Here is a 22,388-nt window from a genome sequence, read left to right on the forward strand (position 1 = left end):
CCGCACTCTGGCTTATGTTTACTTCTTTCGAAGTAATTACCTTACATTGTTCAGTTTTCAAAGATCAACTTTGTCATTCACAACACTGTGTTGTGGCGACTAGATTATAATAACAGATTCACAAGTTTGTGTCAACAGTTATTTTTAATCTTTTTTAATTTTCTTTAGTTACTAAGTTCTAAGAAAATTAAAAGTGCTTGTGTCTCAAGCACTGAATGTATTATATGATATTTTTAAATAATTTGCAACCCCTTATCTCAATTATTTTCAAACTTTATTAAAAACTATATCTACCAAGGAACACCATCTTTGGGTAGAGCATTTTGTGACGTCATATTTGCCTAAATATAGAGATATAGAAACGAGCAACATATTCCATGACCACCCCTTGTAGCTCCATTATGTGTAGAATATTTTTGCCGTTCTTTCTCCCTAAATATAGAAACGATAAATATGTTCTAAGACCTCCCTTGGAGCGTCATCATGGGTAGAACGTTTTGCGCTGTTCTTTCTACCTAAATGTAGAAACGCAAAAACGAGCAAGATGTTCTATGACCTTCCTTGGAGCGTCATCATGCGTAGAACGCTTTGTGGCTTTTTTACTATCTAAATTACACATATACAAGAAGAGCACGGTGTGCTCCGAACAAACATTATGAAATACCGTTTGTGAGGAGTATACCGTGCTCTTCCCTTCATCATATTCAGTTAATAACCGCCACAAGGCAGAATAGTATCAAAAGTGAAACCCTTGTTTTTCCGCTATTCTAATCAATGCACTTCTCTTCTCATCTTTTAGTTTCAATCGACCCACTACTTGATCCGTAAATTTGGGCAATGGGTAATTTGGACTACGAAGATCGTAGTATTGGTTCATCTCTTCATCGTAATCTTCCAACAATTCATGGTAGTTATCAAACGTACTGTATGCATCATCAAATACATTCGCCTCTCTTGGCATGCGTGGTTTCAATGCCGGTTTTTGATCTGCCATACCTAATCCAAGTCCTAACACAGGAAATGTTAATTCAGGCAATTTCAAAATTTCGATTATTTTTTCTGCATCATTTAACACACTACCTAGATACACTGTACCATATCCTGCTAGTTCTGCGGCGGTCACCATATTTTGTGCCGCTAGGCAAGCGTCAGTCCACCCTTGAAAGAATCGATCTGCATCACTTGCTGTATCAAGGTCTAGCCCTTTTTCTTTCATAATTTGTGCATTACGATAGGCATCTACCACGAATACAAACAATTCTGGCATATCTTTCACATAGTCTTGCTTACACACCTCTGCAATGGCTGCTTTTATTTCTGGGTTTACAATACGGATGATACTAAACGTTTGCATGCCCATACTGGTGGCAGTCCGCTTCGCTACATCTAGCAAAATACTCAAATGTTGCGGAGATACACGCATCGGTTTATATTGGCGAATACTTTTATGATCTAACATAATATCAATAGGGTTCATAATTTCACTCCTAACTTTCATCATATTTTCATACAGATTGTGTAGTATAATAACAATACAAGGTGTACTGCGTATATTATTGTAGGGCACTCATTTTTTATTTGTCAATATGTACACCACATAGAAAGGAAGAACCTATGAAACATTCATTTCTTTTGAAAGCTTTCACTATCGGTGCATTCATGGCATCTGCTACAATCGGATCTATGGCAGCAGATATGACGCCAGGTGAAATTTCCGTTACTGGCCAAGCCGTTCGTCAAGTGGCGCCATCCTATGCACTTCTTAATTTAGGGGTATCCAACAAAAACACCTCTGTACAAGCTGCCAAAGCACAAAATGATGCTGTTATGTCTAAACTCATCTCCTCTTTACAACATGTAGGAGTTTCTAGAAATAATATTCAAACATCTAACATTACTATCAATCCTAATTACGATTATATCGATGGAAACTCAAAATTAAATGGCTATAATGTAAATAACACTGTCGTTGTTAGGGTATATGATACATCCTCGATTGGAAAAGCTATCGATGCTGCTATCGCTAGTGGTGCTTCTGATATTAATTCTCTTACCTTCCAAACAGATGTATCGCAAGAGGTTGAAGATCAATTATCTACCTCTGCCATTAGCGATGCACGTCACCAAGCAGAAGTTATTGCTCGCGCTTTAGGTCATACTGTAGGCCCTGTAAAATCGATTAGCTTAGGAACTACTCGGACTCATACGATGGAAGTGAATCCACGATATGCTATGTTGGCTGTAAAATCTGCAGATATATCTACTTCCACACCTGTAGAAAATGGTGATATGTCTGCTAATAAAACAGCAAGTGTAGTATTCTATTTACAATAAGGTGTATACGCATCTATACTGAGATATAATGATACATAAAAAACCGTAGCGAACCTCTTCATCGGTAGCTACGGTTTTTCTTATTTTTTCTTAGGCACTACTTTAAAGCTATCATGCATTTGTTGTTTCATATCGTCTGTTAATGGGCAAGGCCATTCATTGATATCATTATGCTTTTTCAGCTTTTTCAAATCCTCTGGACTTAATTTTTGTTTTTCCGCATCATCGAATGTAATCATGATTCCATCACCTCTACTCGGAATACTAGAAAAGGAAAGACAAATTTCTTTCTGCCCCTATTATATGACGAAAAGCATCTTCTTGTGAAGATGCTTTTCCTATGTATACACAATACTTGTATCGTGCATATCCTAAGGAGGATTACACACTTGAATCTATGAGAGATACTTGTGTCAGAACAAGTATCTCCGTTGGCACTCCATATACTTATAGATATCTATGAATTGCTAATATTATGCACGATCTTTAATTTCTTGTTGGATGTTGGCCAAGAATTCTTCCCAAGGAATCGCACCTTGTTCGCCTACGCCACGTTTACGAACTGCCACTTTTCCTTCTTCCACTTCTTTGTCACCCACCACAAGCATGTAGGATACTTTTTCCATTTGTGCTTGACGAATTTTGTAACCAATTTTTTCGCTACGATCATCTAGTTCCACACGTACATAGGCATCTTTAAATGCTTTACGTAATTTTTCAGCATATTCTACATGTTTTTCACTGATTGGAAGGATTTTCACTTGCACTGGTGCCATCCAAGTTGGGAATGCGCCTGCAAAGTGTTCGATCAAGATACCAATGAAACGTTCCATAGAACCGAAGCACGCACGGTGAATCATAATTGGACGATGTTTTTGTCCGTCTTCTGCGATGTATTCCAAGTTGAAACGTTCTGGCAAGTTCATATCCAATTGGATAGTACCACATTGCCATGTACGGCCGATGGAGTCACGAATATGGAAGTCTAATTTAGGACCATAGAACGCACCATCACCTTCGTTGATACGGTATGGAATACCTTTTGCTTCGATCGCTTCACGCAATGCTTCAGTTGCCAATTCCCAAATGGCATCGTCGCCGATAGCGCCTTCAGGTTTTGTACTTAATTCTACATGATAGGACAATCCGAATTGAGAGTAGATACGACCGAATAGATCGATAACGCTCATTAACTCTTCTTTAATTTGAGATGGTGTCATGAATACATGCGCATCATCTTGTGTAAAGCTACGTACACGGAATAGACCATGCAAAGCACCGCTCAATTCATGGCGATGTACTAAACCAAGTTCTGCCATACGAATTGGCAAATCACGGTAGGAATGCATTTCATTTGCATATACCAAGATACCACCTGGGCAGTTCATTGGTTTGATTGCATATTCTGCGTCATCAATTTGTGTAGTGTACATATTTTCACGGTAATGGAACCAGTGACCAGATGTTTCCCACAAATGTTGGCTCAAAATAATTGGAGTACGAACTTCTTCATAATCATAGTCGTGGTGTACTTCACGCCAAAAATCTTCTAAGGCATTGCGCACTGCCATACCTTTTGGTAAGAAGAATGGGAATCCTGGACCTTCTTCTTTGATGACGAATAAGCCAAGCTCTTTGCCCAATTTACGATGGTCACGACGAGCCGCTTCTTCTAATAAGTGTAAGTATTCTTCTAGTTCTTCTTTCTTTTCAAAAGCAGTACCGTAAATACGTTGCAACATTTTATTTTTTTCATCGCCACGCCAGTATGCTCCTGCAATACTTTGTAATTTGAAAGCTTTTACTTTACCGGTGCTTGCTAAGTGTGGGCCTGCACAAAGGTCTGTAAATTCACCTTGTTTGTACGCAGAAATCACTGCATCCGCTGGCAAATCATTGATTAACTCTACTTTATAATTTTCATGTTTAGCCGCGAAGAAATCTAATGCTTCTTGGCGTTCCATCAATACTTTTTCGATAGGTAAGTTTTCTTTTACAATACGGCTCATTTCCGCTTCGATTTTTGGCAAATCTTCTGGCACTAATTTATGTTCCATATCGATGTCATAGTAAAAACCATTTTCGATAGCTGGTCCAATCGCTAATTGTGCATCTGGCCATAAACGTTTCACAGCTTGTGCCATCACATGAGATGCAGTATGACGGAATGCGTGTTTGCCACCGTCTTCTGCAAATGTTAAAAAGCTTACTTTAGAGCCTTCCACTAATACTTCACGTAAATCTGTTAATTCACCGTTTACATCTGCGGCTAATACTTTTTTTGCTAAACTATTTGATAATTGTTTTACTGCTTCACCTAATGTTGTTCCTGCTGCAAAGGCTTTAGAACTTCCATCAGGTAAAATGATATTTACTTCACTCATAGGTTACCTCCCTAGGTCTAATACTACTATGCCATTGGGGATGGCAATATTTTTTACCAACAAAAAAAGACCCTCTCCCACACAAGGGACGAAGATCTTCGCGGTTCCACCCTAGTTAGTCCCTATTCATAGGACTCACTCTTACGGACGATAACGGGTCCATACGGATTCAATTACAAGCCTAGCCTTCACTGAACCAGTTTGAAGGTGGTAACGTCTAAGTCTACACTAGATACTCACAGCCAAGGTATCTTTCTCTGAAAGTATAGATGGTTAGGGTCATGTCCTTCGCATCACTGTTGCTTATATAATAATATAATTATAATAAACAAAAACCCTATCCATGTCAAGGGAGTTTTTTCGATATGCCCTTATAGATAAAAAGCACTACCCTTGTCATCAACTTATCAGTTGATACTTGGGTAGTACTTCATATTTAACTCTTATCCCATGTTTCTTTTGCGGTTTCCAACAAACCTTTAAGACGTGCTAAGCCTTTTCTTCGCAATCGATGGATATAACTATGACTGCATTCCAAGGTATCCGCTATGGATGCTACACTGTGATCTTTGTAATACACTTCTTCCACTACGTGCTGCTCCGCTAAAGGTAACTGTTTCATAGCCGATGTAACCATAGCTCCATACATGCGTTCCTCGCAAACAATTTCTGTAGACGGACCTTCAGCGGGCAATTGTTCCCACCAAGTTTCACCATCTTCTGTTTCCGATTGTAGCACAATCCCTTCCTTACCTTCCTTACGAAGATAGTCCAAGATACGACCTCGAATACGATGCACTGCATAGAGGGAAAAGGCTACGCCTTTCTTAGAATCATATCGCTCTACCGCTTCAATGAGCCCTATCGTACCCTCTTGAATGCAATCCATCCTATCTACCTTAGAAGATTGATACACATTAGCTTCTTTCAACACTAAAGGTTGGTAATGCTCAATGATCGTCATACGAGCCTCTAAGTCTCCTTGTTCCTCGTAAGCCTTCCAGAGCTTTTGTTCTTCTTCCCAGGTCAACAATTCAATTGTATCCACACTGGCAATATAATCATTGAGCATACTTTCACCTCCTTTAGAATCGATAACGCCACTGCGCCCCTAAGTAGTGTTTATTTTCATTATTAATCCATCCTGTAGCACTAATGCTACGATTGATATCATACTGAAAACCATATGACACATGGTCATTTTTAAGGCCCCTAGTTAAGGTAATCATCAAATCTGGTACTACATATTTACCGATAGTAACGTTAAAATTATTTTTTTCCTGCAAATCACGAGAGTCTTTTCCATCTAAAGAACCTGTGGTAATATTCACCAAATCCAATCCCAAGGTATCTTGCAACACATCTTCAATATAGCCAAATGCCAAAGACTGTAAGCTAGATGTCAGTAATGCATTGGCATCTTCCGATGTAACTCCACTAGCATTGCCCACATTTCGACCAAATGTCAACAGCGAAATGATTTGACGTTCCGACAAATTAGGTTCAGACGTTAATTTTAATTTCATCTGCGTCGCAGGTCCTTCCGCTTGTAAAGATATGCGATAGTTTTTCACATTCGCCATACTCCGTACATTCAGCTCAGGAATGATACTGCCCGTGACAAATTTCGCCTGTCCTTCTGTGATTTTAAAGCGATTTTTCAAATATTTTACATATCCTTTGTTGACGGATAACTTACCACTCGCCTTCGGTTCCCCTACAGTTCCTTCAAATTTAACCTTACCTTGTAAGAACATATCGTAAAGCAATGGATTATAAAGACGCACGTTTTCTTTTGCATCGATGGTCAAGTCTAAACCCACTGGAATCGATGTATCTGAACTTTCAAAGCTCAATGGAATCGAACCCACCACGTCATGCAATGTAATAGCTCCCACCAATTTCGGCATTTCCGGTGTATCCACAATATATAGTTCTCCATCTAACGGTCCTGTATAAAACTCATGACCAATTTCAATGCCTTTCATCTGTAACGCACCATAGTAGGATGTAATACGAGAACCCATCCAACCAATATTCCCAGATAGGCCTGCATTGCCTTTTCCCATGGTGGTGCTACCTGTAATATCTACATGATTACCACGGAACAACAACTGCCCTTTTAGTTGAGTCACTGGCTTTTTCAAAGATTGTAATTGCATGGACCCACTAGGGAGCTCTACAGTACCATTGGCCAAGATATTCGACGAATTGCCTGTCACATGAACAACACCACGAATAGCACCGTCAGCGGACTGCACTTCTTTAAACATCAAGGGCAGAACGGACAAGTTTGCTTCATTCATATCCACGTACACGTCAAATTGCTTGCTTTTATCATCCGTTACGTATTCATTGGTTACAAAAGCGCTCAATGGTAGCTTACCACGAACTTTTATTGAAGAGTCTGATTTTTTAATCATTCCTTGTTGAATATTCACTACTTGGTCTTCCATAGTTCCTAATATACTCAACTGATCTAGACTAATACCATTGATGACTGCTTGTTCCACTTCACTGGAAAATTCTACCTTTGGCGATTTTGTAAGTCCATGTACATTGATGATAAAGTTCCAATTTCCCTGTGCATTTACATCTTTTGTAACTAGCGGCAATACGGTTTGCACTGGCACTTTTGACGCCACTAATTGAATATCCGATGAGCCATCTAAATCAGCTTTACCTTTGCCCACAATGACCCCTTCTTTAATAGGTAACTTGAAGGTACGAATATCAATGGTTCTTCCACCATAACCTAGGTCAAGCGTAGCCGTTCCTACCACTTCATCACGAATAGTCGCATCCTCAAGAGTCCCTTTTACATCTAATCTTGGACTGTCACTAGTACCACCTAACTCAATGGTAGCCTGCAACTTGCCATTCACATCTGGTACTTGTGCATTGGTTAATGCCAATAATTGATGCAAATCTCCATCTCGGACACGTACATACCCAAATAAGCGTTTTGGATTCTCTAATTGAACCCCACCTTTCACTTCGTATTGACTAGTGCCACTGCCTGTGAAAGTTAACCCTTGTAGATGTACTACCTGTGGTGTAATATACACAGAACCTGCTATATCATGCAAGGTAGTATCTTGCACCTGCATCGTATCGGACTGCACGTTTCCTTCAAAGATCGGTGCATCCACCGTGCCACCGAGATGACCTTCTGCCCCTACATAGCCAACCATGTGGAGTCCCGCATCACGAACGAAAGGTTCAATAGGTACTGCATCGCCTACAAAATTAATATCTAACTGCTTATCTTGTATATCCCCATCTACAATGATAGAGGATCCATAAGTACTGATATCTAACCTTGGCAAATGGAGATGACCATCATGATATGTATAATTCCCTTCAATGGATGTAAAAAGTTTACCATATGCGGAACCATCCCAAGCTTTTAGATGACCTTCTATTTGCGGTTCTTGTAACGTTCCTTGCACATGAATATCCGTATTAAGCCATCCCATCATAGGAATATCTGTAAAGGTTGGCAATACATCTTCGATACGCACATCCTTTGCAGAGCCTTTGATATCCATCGCACCGTCTAACTGGATAAATCCATCTAGGTCATAAGTGCTTTTTCTATATTCCAGCTCCCCTTCAAGAATAGTAAGGGTATTATCATCTAACTTTGTTTTAATAAGTCCACGGTCAAACTTGGTTGTTCCATAGGAAAGAGTTTCACCAGCAATCATAACCGTTCCTGTCGGATTTTCTAGGGCCCCTTGTAAGTTAGCCTCCACAGAAACAGTACCGCCCAACGGTTTAGGGCTCCACTCATTGAACTGTTCTAATCCAATATTAGTACCATGTAAATTAATACCAAATGTACCATTGCCTAATCGACCATTACCCGTGAAAGTGCCTTGACCCCAAGTACCATTTAGGTACGGCACTACTAGCTGTGTACCATCCCAAGATACGCTGGCATCCAAGGTATCCACTAAGATAGATTGATACCCAATGTGGCTTCCATGTACAGATCCGTTTATATTGGAAATCAATCCTTGTTCCCCTTCAATGGTTAAGGACCCACTCACTGTGCCCTGTACAGAAGGCAAGCCCTCAAGAGGCAGTCCATATAAGGATACATCTTGTACCTCTACTTGTGCGGAGAAATCTTCTGTATCCATATGATAGGAGCCAGTACCAGTCACAGTTCCACCTTGCGTACTCAGTTCTGCATCTCCTACATGAATCACTTGATCTCCATAGGAAAGATGAGCTTTCCCATGGTTCACTGTGATCCCTTCATAGGCAACATCTCGTACCTCTACATCGCCACTAGCTTTTACATTAGACATAGGTCCTATTAGCAGTGCCTCTGCCGTAATAGTTCCTGTCAGTGGCCATTGACCAAACGAGGCTAGATTCCATTCTTTTAAACCTACGTTGACATGTAATGTAGGATCCTCATCAAAGACATGATGTACAGTCCCACTCACACGAAGGTACTCATCATTCACATTGGTTTCAATTCCGTCCAAGAACAACACATCTCCATGGATTTGAAGTGTCCCCTTCCCAGATGTTAACCGATAGCCTTGAATAGTTGTCCCCACGTTTTGGAAGGAAAGTCCACCTTCCCCATACCAGAAGCCCCCACGTTGTGTGACTGTCAATGCTACATCTGTCAGCTCACCAGTTATAGAACCTACCGTATTAGGTAAAGAGATTCGACTCATAATAGGAGTCATATCTAAATGTGGTGTTTCCACATAGAATGATCGATTACCACTGTCATCCAACGCCCATTGTATGTTGGAATGAATACGATCCTTTCCTAATTGGGCATCCACTACTCCATCTAGCATATGTCCACCATCACCTAGGACGGTCACATTTACATCCGATAAGAGCAACGGTTCTGCATGAGGTAAATAAAGAGATACGCTCCCATTCTCTAATCGTAGTAATCCACTAAATTGACTAGGACTATCCGACTCTCGTTCCTTCACTAACTGTAGTACATTCCATTGTCCCTGTTCATCTTTCACCATATTGACATGCGGTGAACTAACAGTAACCGTACCGATTAAAGCATCTGGTGATACCTGTCCAAAAGGATATTGCAATACCTTGAGCCATTGAATGGATAACGTCAACGCCTCTGCGGTAAGCACACGTTGCCCTTTCGCATCGTCTACGATAAGATCTTTCATTTGAACGGAACCATCCCAACCAATGTGAAATGTTGAATAGGAAACAGTTCCATTCAGTGCTGTATGTAATTGTTCTTGCACATAAGGCCCTACATAGGTTTCACTCAATGGTTGTAAGCCGAATCCAACGCCTGCTACACATCCACTGAGTACAATACCTAGTAGCCAGTGTTTCCTCTTCATGATTCACCTCATATCGGTATGATCACTATCCTTGATTAACAAATTTTACACCACTACCCACTGTGGCTTCTACAGGAATACCCATAGCTTTTTCCAAAGTAGCCATGCTTAAGTTATAGTTATATAAAGCATCTACATAATTGTTACGAGCTGTGGCCAAGGCAGTTTCTGCATCAAGGACATCCACGTTCGTGCCTACTCCAGAACGGTAGCGCAATGTTTTAATGCGGAAATCTTCCTGTCCTGCTTCTACTGCTGCATGAGTACTTTGAATTTTTTGTTCTGCTGCTTTTAAATATAAGTATCCTTCTTGGATTTGCAATTGTACAGTTTCAATAGTTTGTGCATAGGCTTCTTTCGCTTTTTCTACATTAGCTTTTGCTGCTGTCACATTTGCTTTTGATTGTCCACCATCCCATACATTCCAAGATAGTGTAGCCCCTACAGCCCAATTTTTAGTATCATTACCAGCCCAGTGAGTACCATTCATACCACGGCTAGCATTCGCTTTGACCACTGGAATATCTGAGGCATCAGCACGTCTTAGATTTTCTTCAGCCCCTTTTACTAGCATCGCTGCTTGTACAATCGTGCCACGATGTAAAACACCGTAGGATTTAGCCGATTCTAATGAAATAGCATATGGTGTATAAGATAGCTCTTTATCTGCCGTTACCACCGGCGTAGACACTGGTAACCCTACATGATTATTGAACTTTGCCTCTGCTAAATTAGCAGCGTTTTTCGCTTCTACTAAAGCAGTTTTTGCATTCGCTAATCGTGTATTCGTAGCCAGTACATCAGATTTAGATACAATACCTACTTGATATTGTAAGTTAGCATTTTTTAAATGTTCTTCGTAATCACGGACTGTTTGTTCTGCTACATTTACCTTATTACGAGACATGATAAGGGACAAATAATTAGTTGCTGCCGTTAATTTTGCTGTTTGTGCCGCTTCCATTAATGCTGCGCTACTGCCATCACGGTTGTATTTAGCTGCTTCAATTTGCGCATCCAAAGCACGATTAAATACAGATACTCCCACACCTAATTGATGCGAAAAGGCATTTCCAGTTTTACTAACACCGTTCACTTCATTTCCTGTATGGTTAGCACTATAATTATACGTCACTAATGGATTTCTACCACTGGTAGCAACCCCTACTTGCGCTACTGCCGCTTCATAATCCCATTGAGATTGATGTAATGTTCTATTATTTTTCAACGCTAATGCAATGGATTGTGGCAATGTAACCGACACAGATTGACCGTTTGTCTGTGCTTGGTTTTTATATACCTTTGTCATTATTGCCGCTTGCGCCGTTGCTTTTTGTTGAAAATCTACTAATTTTACTGTATCTGTTTGCGGTGCCGCTGCTCCTACTGTACATGCATAGGCAGCTAACATCGCTGCTACTGTCATTATTTTTGTATTCATTGAGTCCTCCTAAAATGTTTTTCTTAGCCCAAAATAATTCACACGGTTATGATCATGACCATACCAAGTCCATTGACCTACCGCATAGGTATCTTTCCATAATTGAACATCTGAACGAATCCGATAGGAACCATGGCGGATATCGAATAGAGCTCCAGATAGTGAAAGTGGTTTTCCCATTCCAAAATCAGCTCCAATACCTAATTTTCCATCAAATAAACCACCTCGCAGATATACTTGATCTAGCACTCGTTTCCCATAGGTAAGGTCTACATTAGAACCATTTCCTATATTGGAAATCCCTAAGGTATAGATAGAGTCTTTCGTCATAAGGCGCACATCTGCATCAGTACGAGCTTTTTTATCCTCTGGATTATACAATACCTCTGCTCCTATTTGCGTCTTAAGATCCGACTTTTTTCCATCCGAACCTGCTTTCACGTCCCCACCGGTAAGACGATTTAGCTTAGTCGTCAATTGTGCTGTATTATGCAAAGTTTCCTTAATATCTGCAGCGCTTTTAGGGTCTGTTACAACCCCTTCCATAGCGCCTGCCATTTTTGAAATACTATCTGTAGTCGTTTTCAAATTATTCACAATTTGACGCATCTCTGTACCTGCTTGTCCATCTGCATTAAATTGTTTCATATTCGTATCCATTTGATTTGTCAAGGACTCCATATTTCGTGTAATACCTACCATATTTGCTGTTAAAGCTGAAATATTGTCACTATTATTCGCTAACATAGCATTCATTTGAGCCGTCAAATTTGCTGTATTTTGAGCAATTAACTCTGTCGATTGTAAGGCATTGCGTAAAGCGCTTTGTGTTTTTTCATCACCAATGATGCCATTCATGGATTGCAATGTAGTGGTGGCCGCTTCCATCAATTTCGTAGCTTGCGCCATGGTTTTATCGATTTCACTTTTTCCATCCCCTGTAATGAAAGCACCATCATCTAAATACAGAGTACTACGACCCGGCGTAATTTGTATGAATTTATCTCCTAAAATACCATCGCTTTCCATGGTAAATGCAGAATCTGTAGGAATTTTTACATCCTTATCGATGTCCATAGCCACCGTAATCCCTTTGTCAGTGACTTGCATAGATTTAACTTTACCTACTTTCACTCCAGAAAAGCGCACTGTATTGCCTTCTTTCAACCCCGTTACAGATTGAAAATTCCCAGCAATATGCATAGTAGGAGCTGCAAATATGTCAAATCGTCCTAAAAATACAATACACACAGCAAATAGGACTACCCCCACTACGGTAAATAGGCCTACTTTCGCTTCTGTTGTCCACTTCATGGCATATCTCCTTCTTCTTGTATCTCTGTTTTTACAGATTTACGTCCCTCTATAAATTGTTGCACCTTCGGATTCTTAGAATATCTAAATTCTTCCGTTGGTGATACTTCAATAAACTTTCCTTTATCTAGTAAGGCAATGCGGTCTGCCACAAAAAAGGCTGAGTTCATATCGTGAGTGACCACGATAGAACTACATTGCAAATGAGATTGCATGCTCCGTATTAAACGACTAATGGTGCCCGATGTAATCGGGTCCAATCCTGATGTCGGTTCATCATATAAAATGATTTTAGGATCTAAAGCAATGGCACGAGCCAAGCTAATCCGTTTTTTCATACCTCCTGATAGTTCACTCGGCATGTACTGTTCAGTCTTTGGCAATCCTACCATACGTAGCTTCTTAGCTACAGTACGCTGAATCTCCTCTTCGCTCATAGTCGTATGTTGACGTAATCCAAAGGCTACATTTTCACCTACACTCATAGAGTCAAACAAGGCAGAATACTGAAAGACCATTCCCATAGTTTGTCGTAATTTGTCGAACTCATTCTCATCGATTTGCGTAATATCTACACCATCTACTAAAATCGTACCACTTGTAGGTCGTAAAAGACCGATAATCAATTTAAGCAAAGTACTTTTGCCCGCTCCAGAGCCCCCTAAAATTGCTAGAGTTTCTCCATCATGGATAGTTAAATCTACATGATCTAAAATCGTTCTATTTTCATAGGCTAGGACCACATTTTGTAATTCAATCATAGGTCCTCCTAGAATAATAACACCGATAAAAAGTAATTTAATATAAAGACTAAAATGATACTGGTTACTACAGAGCTGGTAGTGGCATAGCCAACAGCGGTAGCCCCCATATCTGTGTACATTCCTTTATAGGATCCCACTAGGGCAATCACCGCGCCGAACACGCAAGATTTTATTAATCCATAGGTCAAATCAGATAGGATGGCAAAAATTTGAATGGAATCTAAATAGGTAGAACCGGCTAGACCTTTCACCATGGTAGCCACCAAGTATCCACCACCTGTACCGATAAGAACACCATAAAATGTCAAGATAGGTACCATAATCATACAAGCCACCACACGAGGCACCACCAGATACCCGATAGGATTTACTGCCATTACCTTGAGTGCATCAATTTGCTCTGTTACTTTCATCGTTCCTAGCTCTGCCGTTATCGCCGCACCCACACGACCTGATAAGACAACCCCTACCAGTACTGGTCCCAATTCACGACCCATGGCAATCGCCATAATACCACCTACGGTTCCTTGTGCTCCGTAATGAATCAATACATCGGCTACTTGCAATGTCATCACAGCGCCGGCAAAAAACATAGTTAATGATAAAATCGGCAAGGAATACACCCCTAAGTGTGCCATTTGTTCGATTGTGAGTTTCCAATTTATTTTTGGTAATTGTCCTATGGTTCTCCATAGTAACAACATGGCCTCACCTATCTGGGATAGGAAAAAGATCATTTGCTTACCAATCCATGTTAACCAAATCATAGTTCCTCCTGAGTATTTGTATCAATCTTTAGTATATCACAAAACTCTTTGAATGTGCAGTAGTACCATCGGAGTTTTCATAATAAAAGCAGGAAATGATGGTATATCACTTCCTGCTCTCTTTAGATGAGGCTATTTAGTTTTCTTTTGGTCTGACTCTTCTACTTTTACTTTCTCTTTTAACTTTGAAATTTTTTCTTTGATCCGCTGTTTACGCAAATGGTCTCTATCTTTTTTATCTACTACTTGTACCGTAAACTGTCCATCACCTAAGACAACATAATCAACGACTACCCGTGTAGCCTCGTTATTTTCTTTTTCGTCATCATCAGATGCTTTCAAACCTTTTTTATGTTTGCCCCCATTTGGCAACTCATCATCGTCCACATCTTCCTCGTCTGCTTCTAGGCGTTGCTTTTTCGCCTTGTCCCCAGACTCTTCTACCATACTGATATCATCGGCTAAAAACTCTGCTACAATTTGGTTATTCTGATCATCTTCACTGAGATCTTTGAAATATTCATCAAAGTTTTTATGCACTTTCAATCGCTCTACAATTTCATCTGTCAAATTATATTTTTGTTTTTCAAACAAGTATGGCAACGGAATCACGCCGCCCCCACGCACTTCAAGTGTATAGGTTCCTAGCTTTTGATCTTCTGGCACTTTAAAGATAATTTCTCGTTGAATCTTTCCTTCGCGGTAGGCTTGTAAATTAGCGGTAATCACAATGTTGTCCCCAGGGGATACAATGACTTGGTCTGCACTAGCATCGATAATTGTAGCCGTGCGTTTTGCTTCTTCCACTTGTACATCTACTTGGATATCACGGATTTCATAGTCTTTGAACGCATTATTCATTAAACTTTCCACAATATCAAATAATTCATCGATGGATTTTTCAGATACTGAGCTACTAGAGTACACCATATTCCGTCGTTCCAACGTAGGCAACTTAAGATCTACAGGTGTAATCTTAATATTGATCTTAGCTGTACCACCACCTACACGGTCTAGTGTTTTGTTCAGCAAGCTATATACGGAGGTCGCCACCAAGGTCGGCGTCAGTTTAGAAGATTCCACGACAGTGACCGCCGCATTTCGCTCTACTCCACGATCTAAATCACGAAGTTGCATACGCACAGGAACACCTTTTCCAAATACCCCAACGGTACCCGCAATACCTGCTCCACGATCTTCTGTGATAACACCTACTTCTCGCCCTAAGGATCCCAATTTAAAACCAGAGTCTATACTCTTTACTACTGTAAAAATACTGGAGTTATTCATGAAATATCCAGTAGAGCCTCGTTTATCAAATGGGTGTCCAAAAGCAACCACTTTATCCTTATCTACATAGGTAACAGTACCTACGGCGCCCATCTTCAAATCACCTTTTACTAATAATGCCGCAATAGAGCCACCAGGCACCATCGGTTTCACCATGTCATCGCTACTATCACTAGCCGTAGCATATCCTTTATAGCCAAAATCCTTAAATTTTGTTCCCAAATACGCTAAGGATGTTTCATCATAGCCATCCGCCATCAATGGTGTACCCAATGGAATCAATTGTGTATCTTTCCACGGATTCGGTAAATCTTTTTGGTACTTCTCGTCCCACAGTTTCACCATTTGACCGATAGGTGTTACCATACCCAAAGTACCGTCTGTAAATCCCCAACCATAGGCAACGGCACCTACCAATTTTCCATCAATGTATACAGGACTACCACTCATACCATGAACAATACCGCCAGATGCATCAATAATGGGACCTGATACTTTCACTAGAATCAAATCACCCGATGGACCACGTTGTTTCATAACGCCTAGGACTTCCACTTTAAAAGAATCAATTTTATCCCCTTGTACTACTGTATCCGCATGACCTACCATGCCACGGTGTAAATCCTCTACTTTCATAAATTCTATTGCATGAGCACTTGTAAAAGTTGCCCCACACAATAAGAGCGCCAGCACACCCTTCGTGTACCGACGCCAAAAACGATGTAATTGCATCTATATCGCCTCTTCTTATTGATTATTAATAATTAGTTATTGATTACTGTTATAATTTGACCTCGTTCCACTGTAGCACCTGGCTCCACAGAGACTGTTTGTACCACGCCATTCACGGTGGCACGGGATGCTACCATAGGTCCCCCTAATGTTTGTACTGTTAGCAATGGGTCCCCTTCTTTGACAGAAGTTCCTACACTAACCACAGATACGACTTCACCAGATAACACAGTTTCATGACTTACCGGTGCAGCTTCTGCAGTAGATGTCACTAAAAATGCTGCTAACAATGCCCCCAAACTATATAGAAAAACTTTTTTCATATATATACACCTCCTACATTTTTCTTACATGTACAGTATATCATATTTTCAAGAGTCAGAACAATCAATTCCTAGTAAAATAGTCTATCTTTTCATACATTATCTTACTTTCCTTATCATATACTTTGTATGTGAAAGAATCATGAAGTCAAGAGCCGCTTATCGTAGTTCTTCTAAGGTATCACGTAATTGATTCAACTCTGACAGCGCTTTTCCTGTACCCAAGATAACAGAATACCTAGGATGTTCCACTACATAAGCAGGACGACCCGTTTTTTCTGTAATCATGCGGTCTAAGCCACGAAGCTGAGAGCCTCCACCAGTCAAAATAATACCATGGTCATTAATTTGCGCCAATAATTCTGGCGGTGTTTTTTCTAAAATGCTAATAATCCCTTCAATGATATGTTGTACTGGTCTTTCTAGAGCAAACTTCATATCTTTTGAAGTAATTTCCACTGCCCGTGGCAAGCCTGTCACACTATGTCGACCTCTTACGATAGCTCGTTCCTCATCCGACCTAGGATCTACGGTTCCCACTTCAATTTTTAAGTCTTCCGCAGTGAGTGGCCCTATGAGAAGTTTTTTCTTCCGCTTCATATATTGTAGTAATGCTTCATCAAAGGTATCACTACCGATACGCAAACTCTCACTGACTACCACACCAGAATCACAAATCACAGCAATATCCGTGGTCCCACCACCGATATCAACCACCATAGCCCCTACTTGTTCCGCTTTATCCAAACCTGTCCCAATAGCTGCTGCTAACGGTTCTTCCATGAGAACTATTTTACGAGCCCCAGCTTGTAATAGTACTTCTAAGACAGCCCGTTTTTCTACTGGAGTAATACTAGAAGGTACACAGGCTATGATGCGAGAACGAATGATTCCCGATACAGGTACTACACGGCGGATAAAATGACGCAACATATACGCTGTAGTATCATAATCGGCAATGACCCCACCTTTCAAAGGCTGAATCACTTCAATGCCCTCTGGGGTTCTACCTAAAATAGCTCGTGCTTCATGACCTACGGCAATCACTTCTCTAGTCTTTGTATCACACGCCACAAATCCAGGCTCATCTAGTACAATACCTCGTCCTTTAACATACATGACTACATTGGTAGTTCCCAAATCGATGCCAATATCTGTAGTCCATAAAAGGCTCATTTTTTCAAGGAATGATACAGGACGACTTTCTCGTTTAAAAGATGTTTGTTTTGTAGTCGTTCCTATTGGTTTTCTACGTACACGACGTTGTTTACGTCTATCCTCTTTTGTTTGAGGTTGTTTTGGCTTACTCGTCCACCCGAACAATGTTAGCACCTATTCCTTTTAATTTTGTCACTAAATTATCATAGCCACGATCGATGTGTGTTAATTGGCCTACTTTAGTCACACCAGAAGCTGCTAGCCCTGCACATACTAAGGCAGCGCCACAGCGTAAATCGGTAGCTTCCACTTCAGCACCTACCAATTGCTCTACGCCTGTAACAATGGCTTTACGATCATCTACCTCAATAGATGCCCCCATTTTTTTCAATTCATCTACATGCATGAAACGATTCTCAAAGACTGTTTCCATCACAGTACTTGTACCTTTTGCAATCGTTGTCATCGCCATAAATTGGGCTTGCATATCTGTAGGGAATCCAGGATATGGTAATGTTTTGATAGATGTTGCTTTCAACTGTCCATCGCTGATAACACGAATACCATCAATATCTTCTTCTACGGTAACACCAGCTTCTTTTAACTTAGCTACCACCGGCTTTAAATGCTCTGAAAGGGCATTTTCTACATATACATCGCCACCAGCCATAGCCGCCGCAATTAAATACGTACCCGCTTCAATGCGGTCTGGAATCACTGTATGTACGGCGCCCTTTAATTCTTTCACACCCTCAATACGAATCACATCCGTACCAGCACCGCGAATATTAGCCCCCATACTATTCAAGAATGTAGCTAAATCAACGATTTCTGGTTCCTCTGCAGCATTTTCAATGATGGTTTTACCTTCTGCAAAAGTGGCTGCCATAATGACATTTTCAGTAGCCCCCACACTTGGGAAGTCTAAATAAATTAAGTTACCCTTCAAACCTTCTGGAGCCTTTGCTTCTACAAAACCTTCTCCCATAGTGATAGTCGCACCTAGTGCTTCAAAAGCTTTTAAATGCAAATCAATAGGACGACTGCCAATAGCGCAACCACCTGGTAAGGCAATACGAGCTTCCCCTTTGCGCGCCAATAAAGGTCCCATCACCAAAAAGGACGCACGCATACGACGCACTAAATCATAAGGCGCCTCTGTAGCAGAAATTGTAGACGCATCAAAAGTAATATTTTCTCCATCTTTTGTTACTTTCACACCAAGGGATGCGATTACATCACAAATAGTATGAACATCTTCCAAATCTGGAATTTCAAGCAGGGTGCTTGGAGTAGACGCCAATAAAGTCGCTGCAATAATTGGTAGTACCGCATTTTTTGCACTACTTACTCGAATACGACCTTCTAGAGGCGTACCTCCTTGAATAATAAGCTTTTCCAACTGAATTCCTCCTAATCTTATCTATTGTTATCGTTCAATGGTGATACCCTATCACCTTTCAAACATGTTTTGACTGACAAACATTCATACTCTAGTATACTAAATCTTTCCTTGATACGCAAGAAAAAGACCGTCTTATGACGGCCTTTCCTAGAATAGATGTATGCTATTTATTTCACTTTCATAGAAAGCTTCTTATCCAATCGATGGATAGTATCTACAAAACGAACGGTTCCTGTTTTATAACGCATCACTACGGAATGAGTACGAGCGCCACCTGGGAAGTATTTAATAGAAGATAATACGTTTCCTTCTGTGATAGCAGTAGCAGAGAAGATAACATCATCTCCACTTACTAAGTCATCGATAGTCAAGACTTTGTTTAGGTCAGTGATACCCATTTCATGACAGCGACGAATTTCTTCATCTGTAGCTGGTTTCAAACGAGCTTGCATATCCCCACCTGTACATTTTAAAGCAGCTGCTGCTAATACCCCTTCTGGAGCTCCACCAGTACCCACAACCATATGAATACCAGAACCTTCTAAACCACATTCCATAGCTGGGTTCACATCACCGTCCGTGATCAAACGAATCCGCGCTCCTACAGCACGACATTCATCCATTAATCCTTGGTGACGTTCACGATCCAACATCACTACTGTTAAATCATCAATGGCACGTTCCATTTTTGCAGCTACACGGCGTAAGTTTTCCGTCATAGATTCATTCAAGTCGATAACACCTTTGGCACGTGGTCCTACGCACAATTTTTCCATGTACATATCTGGGGCATGTAATAAACCGCCTTTAGGAGCAATAGCCAATACAGCAATAGCACCATTTTGACCTTTTGCAATTAGATTTGTACCTTCAATAGGGTCTACGGCGATATCTACTTCTTCTCCGCCTGCCCCAACACGTTCACCAATGTACAACATTGGCGCTTCATCAATTTCACCTTCTCCAATCACAACGGTACCAGAAATTGGCACTGTATCGAAGGTTTGGCGCATACCATCAACAGCTAATTGATCCGCTGCATCTTTGGCTCCGCGACCACATAAACGACCACTTTTTAATGCCGCTGCTTCTGTAACACGAACAAACTCTAAGGCTAATGTGCGATCCATTTTGATCCTCCCACTTGTGTCTACTATTTATTGGCTGCTTCCCAATCCGCTAGAAAACGTGCTAATCCTGCATCTGTTAATGGATGTTTCAAGGATTGTTGTAACACATTAAACGGTACTGTAGCAATATGTGCGCCTGCTTTGGCACATTGTGTCATATGCATAGGCGTGCGAACGCTAGCTGCAATGATTTCTGCTGAAATATTATGAATCATAAAAATTTCAGCAATATCTTCGATTAATTGGATTCCATCCATAGAAATATCATCTACACGACCAACGAAAGGACTTACATAGGTAGCACCTGCACGAGCTGCCAATAATGCTTGGTTAGCAGAGAAAATCAATGTTACATTTGTTTTAATTCCCTCTTTAGAAAGTACAGATACTGCTTTTAAGCCTTCTGCTGTCATAGGTACTTTAATCACTACATTGTCACCCAACTTAATTAATTCATGGGCTTCTTTCACCATTTCTGGTGCTGTCGTAGCAATAACTTCTGCGCTCACTGGTCCCTCTACAAGATCAGCAATTTGTTGAATCACTTCGTGTAAGTCACGTTTTTCTTTCACGATTAAGGATGGATTTGTTGTTACCCCTGCAATAAAGCCCATTTCATAGGCTGCTTTAATGTCATCAAAATTAGCTGTATCAATGAAGAATTTCATAGCGGACTCCTTTCTAAACCTCTGGATGAATATGAGTTAAACCACCCATATATGGTTGAAGCGCTGTCGGAATACGTACAGATCCATCTGCTTCTTGATTATTTTCTAAAATCGCAGCCACTGTACGACCTACAGCTAAACCAGATCCATTTAACGTATGTACAAATTCTGGTTTACCTTTTTGTTCACGACGGAATTTAATATTACCACGACGTGCTTGGAAATCCGTCATGTTGGAGCAGGAAGAAATTTCACGATATACGCCTTGGCTTGGCATCCAAACTTCAATATCGTATGTTTTAGCAGAGCCGAATCCCATATCACCTGTACATAATGTGATCACACGATGCGGCAATTCTAAGGCTTGTAAAATGCTTTCTGCTTGCGCTGTCAATGTTTCTAACTCTGCAAAAGATTCTTCTGGTTTTGCAAATTTTACTAATTCTACTTTATTGAATTGATGTTGGCGAATTAAACCACGTGTATCACGACCAGCAGAACCTGCTTCGGCACGGAAACAAGCTGTAAAAGCTGTGTAATATTTAGGCAATTCATCAGCTGTCAAAATTTCATTGGCGTGATAGTTTGTCAATGTCACTTCCGCCGTCGGAATTAGGAAATAATTTTCCCCTTCCACTTTATACATGTCTTCAGCAAATTTTGGCAATTGACCTGTGTTTGTCAAGGTTTCACGAGTAACGATGTAAGGCGTCATCATTTCTGTAAAACCAGCACTACCGTGCTTGTCTAACATAAAGTTAATCAACGCCCGTTCTAAGCGAGCACCAATTCCTTTGTAAATCGTGAAACGAGCACCACTTTCTTTAGCCGCTCTTTCAAAATCTAAAATCCCTAAAGATTCTCCTAAATCCCAGTGCGCTTTTACATCAAAGTCAAAGGAGCGAGGTGTACCCCAACGGCGTTGTTCGATATTTTCATTTTCATCAGCACCTACTGGCACAGAGGAATCACACATGTTAGGTAGCATCCAGGCTACTTGTTGCAACTCTGTTTCTACTTCGCGCAATTTGTTATCCAATGCACCAATTTCATCACCAACTCGTTGCATTTCTGCAATTTTATCATCTGCATTTTCTTTATTGCGTTTTAATTGACTGATTTCTGCTGTTACTGCATTACGTACTGCTTTTAATTGTTCTACTTCTTGAATAATAGCACGTCTTTCATCGTAGAACTTCACAAAGCTAGCCAAGTCGCCCGTTGTATGACGACGATCTAGGTTTTCTTGTACCGTTTCAATATTCTCACGGACAAATTTTAAATCCAACATAATCATGACCTCATAGAATTCATTTAA

The 22,388-nt window shown here is 40.5% G+C and carries 17 protein-coding genes; 1 reads left to right on the plus strand and 16 read right to left on the minus strand.

The window, feature by feature from the left end; all coding sequences use genetic code 11:
• Positions 1-736: 736 nt before the first annotated feature.
• A complete protein-coding gene (locus EO127_RS07845; protein WP_127448833.1) occupies positions 737-1,477 on the minus strand; it encodes an NADPH-dependent oxidoreductase in 741 nt (246 codons plus the stop codon).
• A 137-nt stretch (positions 1,478-1,614) separates the two neighbouring features.
• On the opposite strand from EO127_RS07845, the gene EO127_RS07850 reads away from it, so the two are divergent.
• Positions 1,615-2,334 carry an SIMPL domain-containing protein gene (locus EO127_RS07850; protein WP_127448834.1) on the plus strand — a complete coding sequence of 240 codons (720 nt, stop codon included), beginning with the start codon at positions 1,615-1,617 and terminating at the stop codon, positions 2,332-2,334.
• Positions 2,335-2,414: 80 nt separating this feature from the next.
• On the opposite strand, the gene EO127_RS08755 is transcribed toward EO127_RS07850, so the two are convergent.
• From EO127_RS08755 to serS, 15 genes are all read right to left on the minus strand, one after another.
• Positions 2,415-2,573 (minus strand): hypothetical protein, encoded by a 159-nt coding sequence (locus tag EO127_RS08755; RefSeq protein ID WP_164723884.1) that lies wholly within the window; start codon positions 2,571-2,573, stop codon positions 2,415-2,417.
• A gap of 234 nt (positions 2,574-2,807) precedes the next feature.
• Positions 2,808-4,718 carry a threonine--tRNA ligase gene (thrS, locus tag EO127_RS07855; RefSeq protein ID WP_127069402.1) on the minus strand — a complete coding sequence of 637 codons (1,911 nt, stop codon included), beginning with the start codon at positions 4,716-4,718 and terminating at the stop codon, positions 2,808-2,810.
• A 436-nt stretch (positions 4,719-5,154) separates the two neighbouring features.
• A complete protein-coding gene (locus EO127_RS07860) occupies positions 5,155-5,790 on the minus strand; it encodes a sigma-70 family RNA polymerase sigma factor (protein ID WP_127448835.1) in 636 nt (211 codons plus the stop codon).
• A 13-nt stretch (positions 5,791-5,803) separates the two neighbouring features.
• Positions 5,804-10,078: a translocation/assembly module TamB domain-containing protein gene (locus EO127_RS07865; RefSeq protein WP_127448836.1), complete on the minus strand. Its 4,275-nt coding sequence runs from the start codon at positions 10,076-10,078 to the stop codon at positions 5,804-5,806.
• Between the two features lie 25 nt (positions 10,079-10,103).
• A complete protein-coding gene (locus tag EO127_RS07870) occupies positions 10,104-11,519 on the minus strand; it encodes a TolC family protein (protein ID WP_127448837.1) in 1,416 nt (471 codons plus the stop codon).
• 9 nt (positions 11,520-11,528) lie between these two features.
• Positions 11,529-12,833: an MlaD family protein gene (locus tag EO127_RS07875; RefSeq protein ID WP_127448838.1), complete on the minus strand. Its 1,305-nt coding sequence runs from the start codon at positions 12,831-12,833 to the stop codon at positions 11,529-11,531.
• Positions 12,830-13,594: an ABC transporter ATP-binding protein gene (locus EO127_RS07880; RefSeq protein ID WP_127448839.1), complete on the minus strand. Its 765-nt coding sequence runs from the start codon at positions 13,592-13,594 to the stop codon at positions 12,830-12,832. Before EO127_RS07880 ends, EO127_RS07875 begins: the two co-directional genes overlap by 4 nt.
• Positions 13,595-13,602: 8 nt before the next feature.
• Positions 13,603-14,364: an ABC transporter permease gene (locus tag EO127_RS07885; RefSeq protein ID WP_127448840.1), complete on the minus strand. Its 762-nt coding sequence runs from the start codon at positions 14,362-14,364 to the stop codon at positions 13,603-13,605.
• 132 nt (positions 14,365-14,496) lie between these two features.
• Positions 14,497-16,386, minus strand: a complete 1,890-nt coding sequence (locus EO127_RS07890; RefSeq protein ID WP_127448841.1) for a SpoIVB peptidase S55 domain-containing protein — start codon at positions 16,384-16,386, stop codon at positions 14,497-14,499.
• Positions 16,387-16,418: 32 nt separating this feature from the next.
• Complete coding sequence (locus EO127_RS07895; RefSeq protein WP_127448842.1) at positions 16,419-16,709, minus strand: biotin/lipoyl-containing protein; 291 nt, start codon at positions 16,707-16,709, stop codon at positions 16,419-16,421.
• Between the two features lie 159 nt (positions 16,710-16,868).
• Positions 16,869-18,041, minus strand: a complete 1,173-nt coding sequence (locus EO127_RS07900) for a rod shape-determining protein (RefSeq protein ID WP_127448843.1) — start codon at positions 18,039-18,041, stop codon at positions 16,869-16,871.
• Positions 18,013-19,269 carry a UDP-N-acetylglucosamine 1-carboxyvinyltransferase gene (murA, locus tag EO127_RS07905; RefSeq protein WP_127448844.1) on the minus strand — a complete coding sequence of 419 codons (1,257 nt, stop codon included), beginning with the start codon at positions 19,267-19,269 and terminating at the stop codon, positions 18,013-18,015. Before murA ends, EO127_RS07900 begins: the two co-directional genes overlap by 29 nt.
• Positions 19,270-19,439: 170 nt before the next feature.
• On the minus strand, positions 19,440-20,402 hold the full coding sequence (gene glpX, locus EO127_RS07910; protein WP_062401433.1) for a class II fructose-bisphosphatase: 963 nt from the start codon (positions 20,400-20,402) through the stop codon (positions 19,440-19,442).
• A gap of 23 nt (positions 20,403-20,425) precedes the next feature.
• Positions 20,426-21,070 (minus strand): fructose-6-phosphate aldolase, encoded by a 645-nt coding sequence (gene fsa / locus EO127_RS07915; protein WP_127448845.1) that lies wholly within the window; start codon positions 21,068-21,070, stop codon positions 20,426-20,428.
• A gap of 13 nt (positions 21,071-21,083) precedes the next feature.
• Positions 21,084-22,361 carry a serine--tRNA ligase gene (gene serS, locus EO127_RS07920; RefSeq protein WP_127448846.1) on the minus strand — a complete coding sequence of 426 codons (1,278 nt, stop codon included), beginning with the start codon at positions 22,359-22,361 and terminating at the stop codon, positions 21,084-21,086.
• Between the last annotated feature and the right edge of the window lie 27 nt (positions 22,362-22,388).

This window comes from Veillonella sp. 3310 (genome assembly GCF_003999875.1).
GTDB lineage: Bacteria > Bacillota > Negativicutes > Veillonellales > Veillonellaceae > F0422.

Excerpts from the sequence above, each read along its gene's own strand:
- thrS (WP_127069402.1), bottom strand. The coding sequence starts at position 4,718 with ATGAGTGAAGTAAATATCATTTTACCTGATGGAAGTTCTAAAGCCTTT.
- glpX (WP_062401433.1), bottom strand. The coding sequence starts at position 20,402 with ATGGATCGCACATTAGCCTTAGAGTTTGTTCGTGTTACAGAAGCAGCG.
- EO127_RS07845 (WP_127448833.1), bottom strand. The coding sequence starts at position 1,477 with ATGAACCCTATTGATATTATGTTAGATCATAAAAGTATTCGCCAATAT.
- EO127_RS07880 (WP_127448839.1), bottom strand. The coding sequence starts at position 13,594 with ATGATTGAATTACAAAATGTGGTCCTAGCCTATGAAAATAGAACGATT.
- EO127_RS08755 (WP_164723884.1), bottom strand. The coding sequence starts at position 2,573 with ATGATTACATTCGATGATGCGGAAAAACAAAAATTAAGTCCAGAGGAT.
- EO127_RS07885 (WP_127448840.1), bottom strand. The coding sequence starts at position 14,364 with ATGATTTGGTTAACATGGATTGGTAAGCAAATGATCTTTTTCCTATCC.
- EO127_RS07890 (WP_127448841.1), bottom strand. The coding sequence starts at position 16,386 with ATGCAATTACATCGTTTTTGGCGTCGGTACACGAAGGGTGTGCTGGCG.
- fsa (WP_127448845.1), bottom strand. The coding sequence starts at position 21,070 with ATGAAATTCTTCATTGATACAGCTAATTTTGATGACATTAAAGCAGCC.
- EO127_RS07860 (WP_127448835.1), bottom strand. The coding sequence starts at position 5,790 with ATGCTCAATGATTATATTGCCAGTGTGGATACAATTGAATTGTTGACC.
- EO127_RS07850 (WP_127448834.1), top strand. The coding sequence starts at position 1,615 with ATGAAACATTCATTTCTTTTGAAAGCTTTCACTATCGGTGCATTCATG.
- EO127_RS07875 (WP_127448838.1), bottom strand. The coding sequence starts at position 12,833 with ATGAAGTGGACAACAGAAGCGAAAGTAGGCCTATTTACCGTAGTGGGG.
- EO127_RS07895 (WP_127448842.1), bottom strand. The coding sequence starts at position 16,709 with ATGAAAAAAGTTTTTCTATATAGTTTGGGGGCATTGTTAGCAGCATTT.
- serS (WP_127448846.1), bottom strand. The coding sequence starts at position 22,361 with ATGTTGGATTTAAAATTTGTCCGTGAGAATATTGAAACGGTACAAGAA.
- EO127_RS07865 (WP_127448836.1), bottom strand. The coding sequence starts at position 10,078 with ATGAAGAGGAAACACTGGCTACTAGGTATTGTACTCAGTGGATGTGTA.
- EO127_RS07870 (WP_127448837.1), bottom strand. The coding sequence starts at position 11,519 with ATGAATACAAAAATAATGACAGTAGCAGCGATGTTAGCTGCCTATGCA.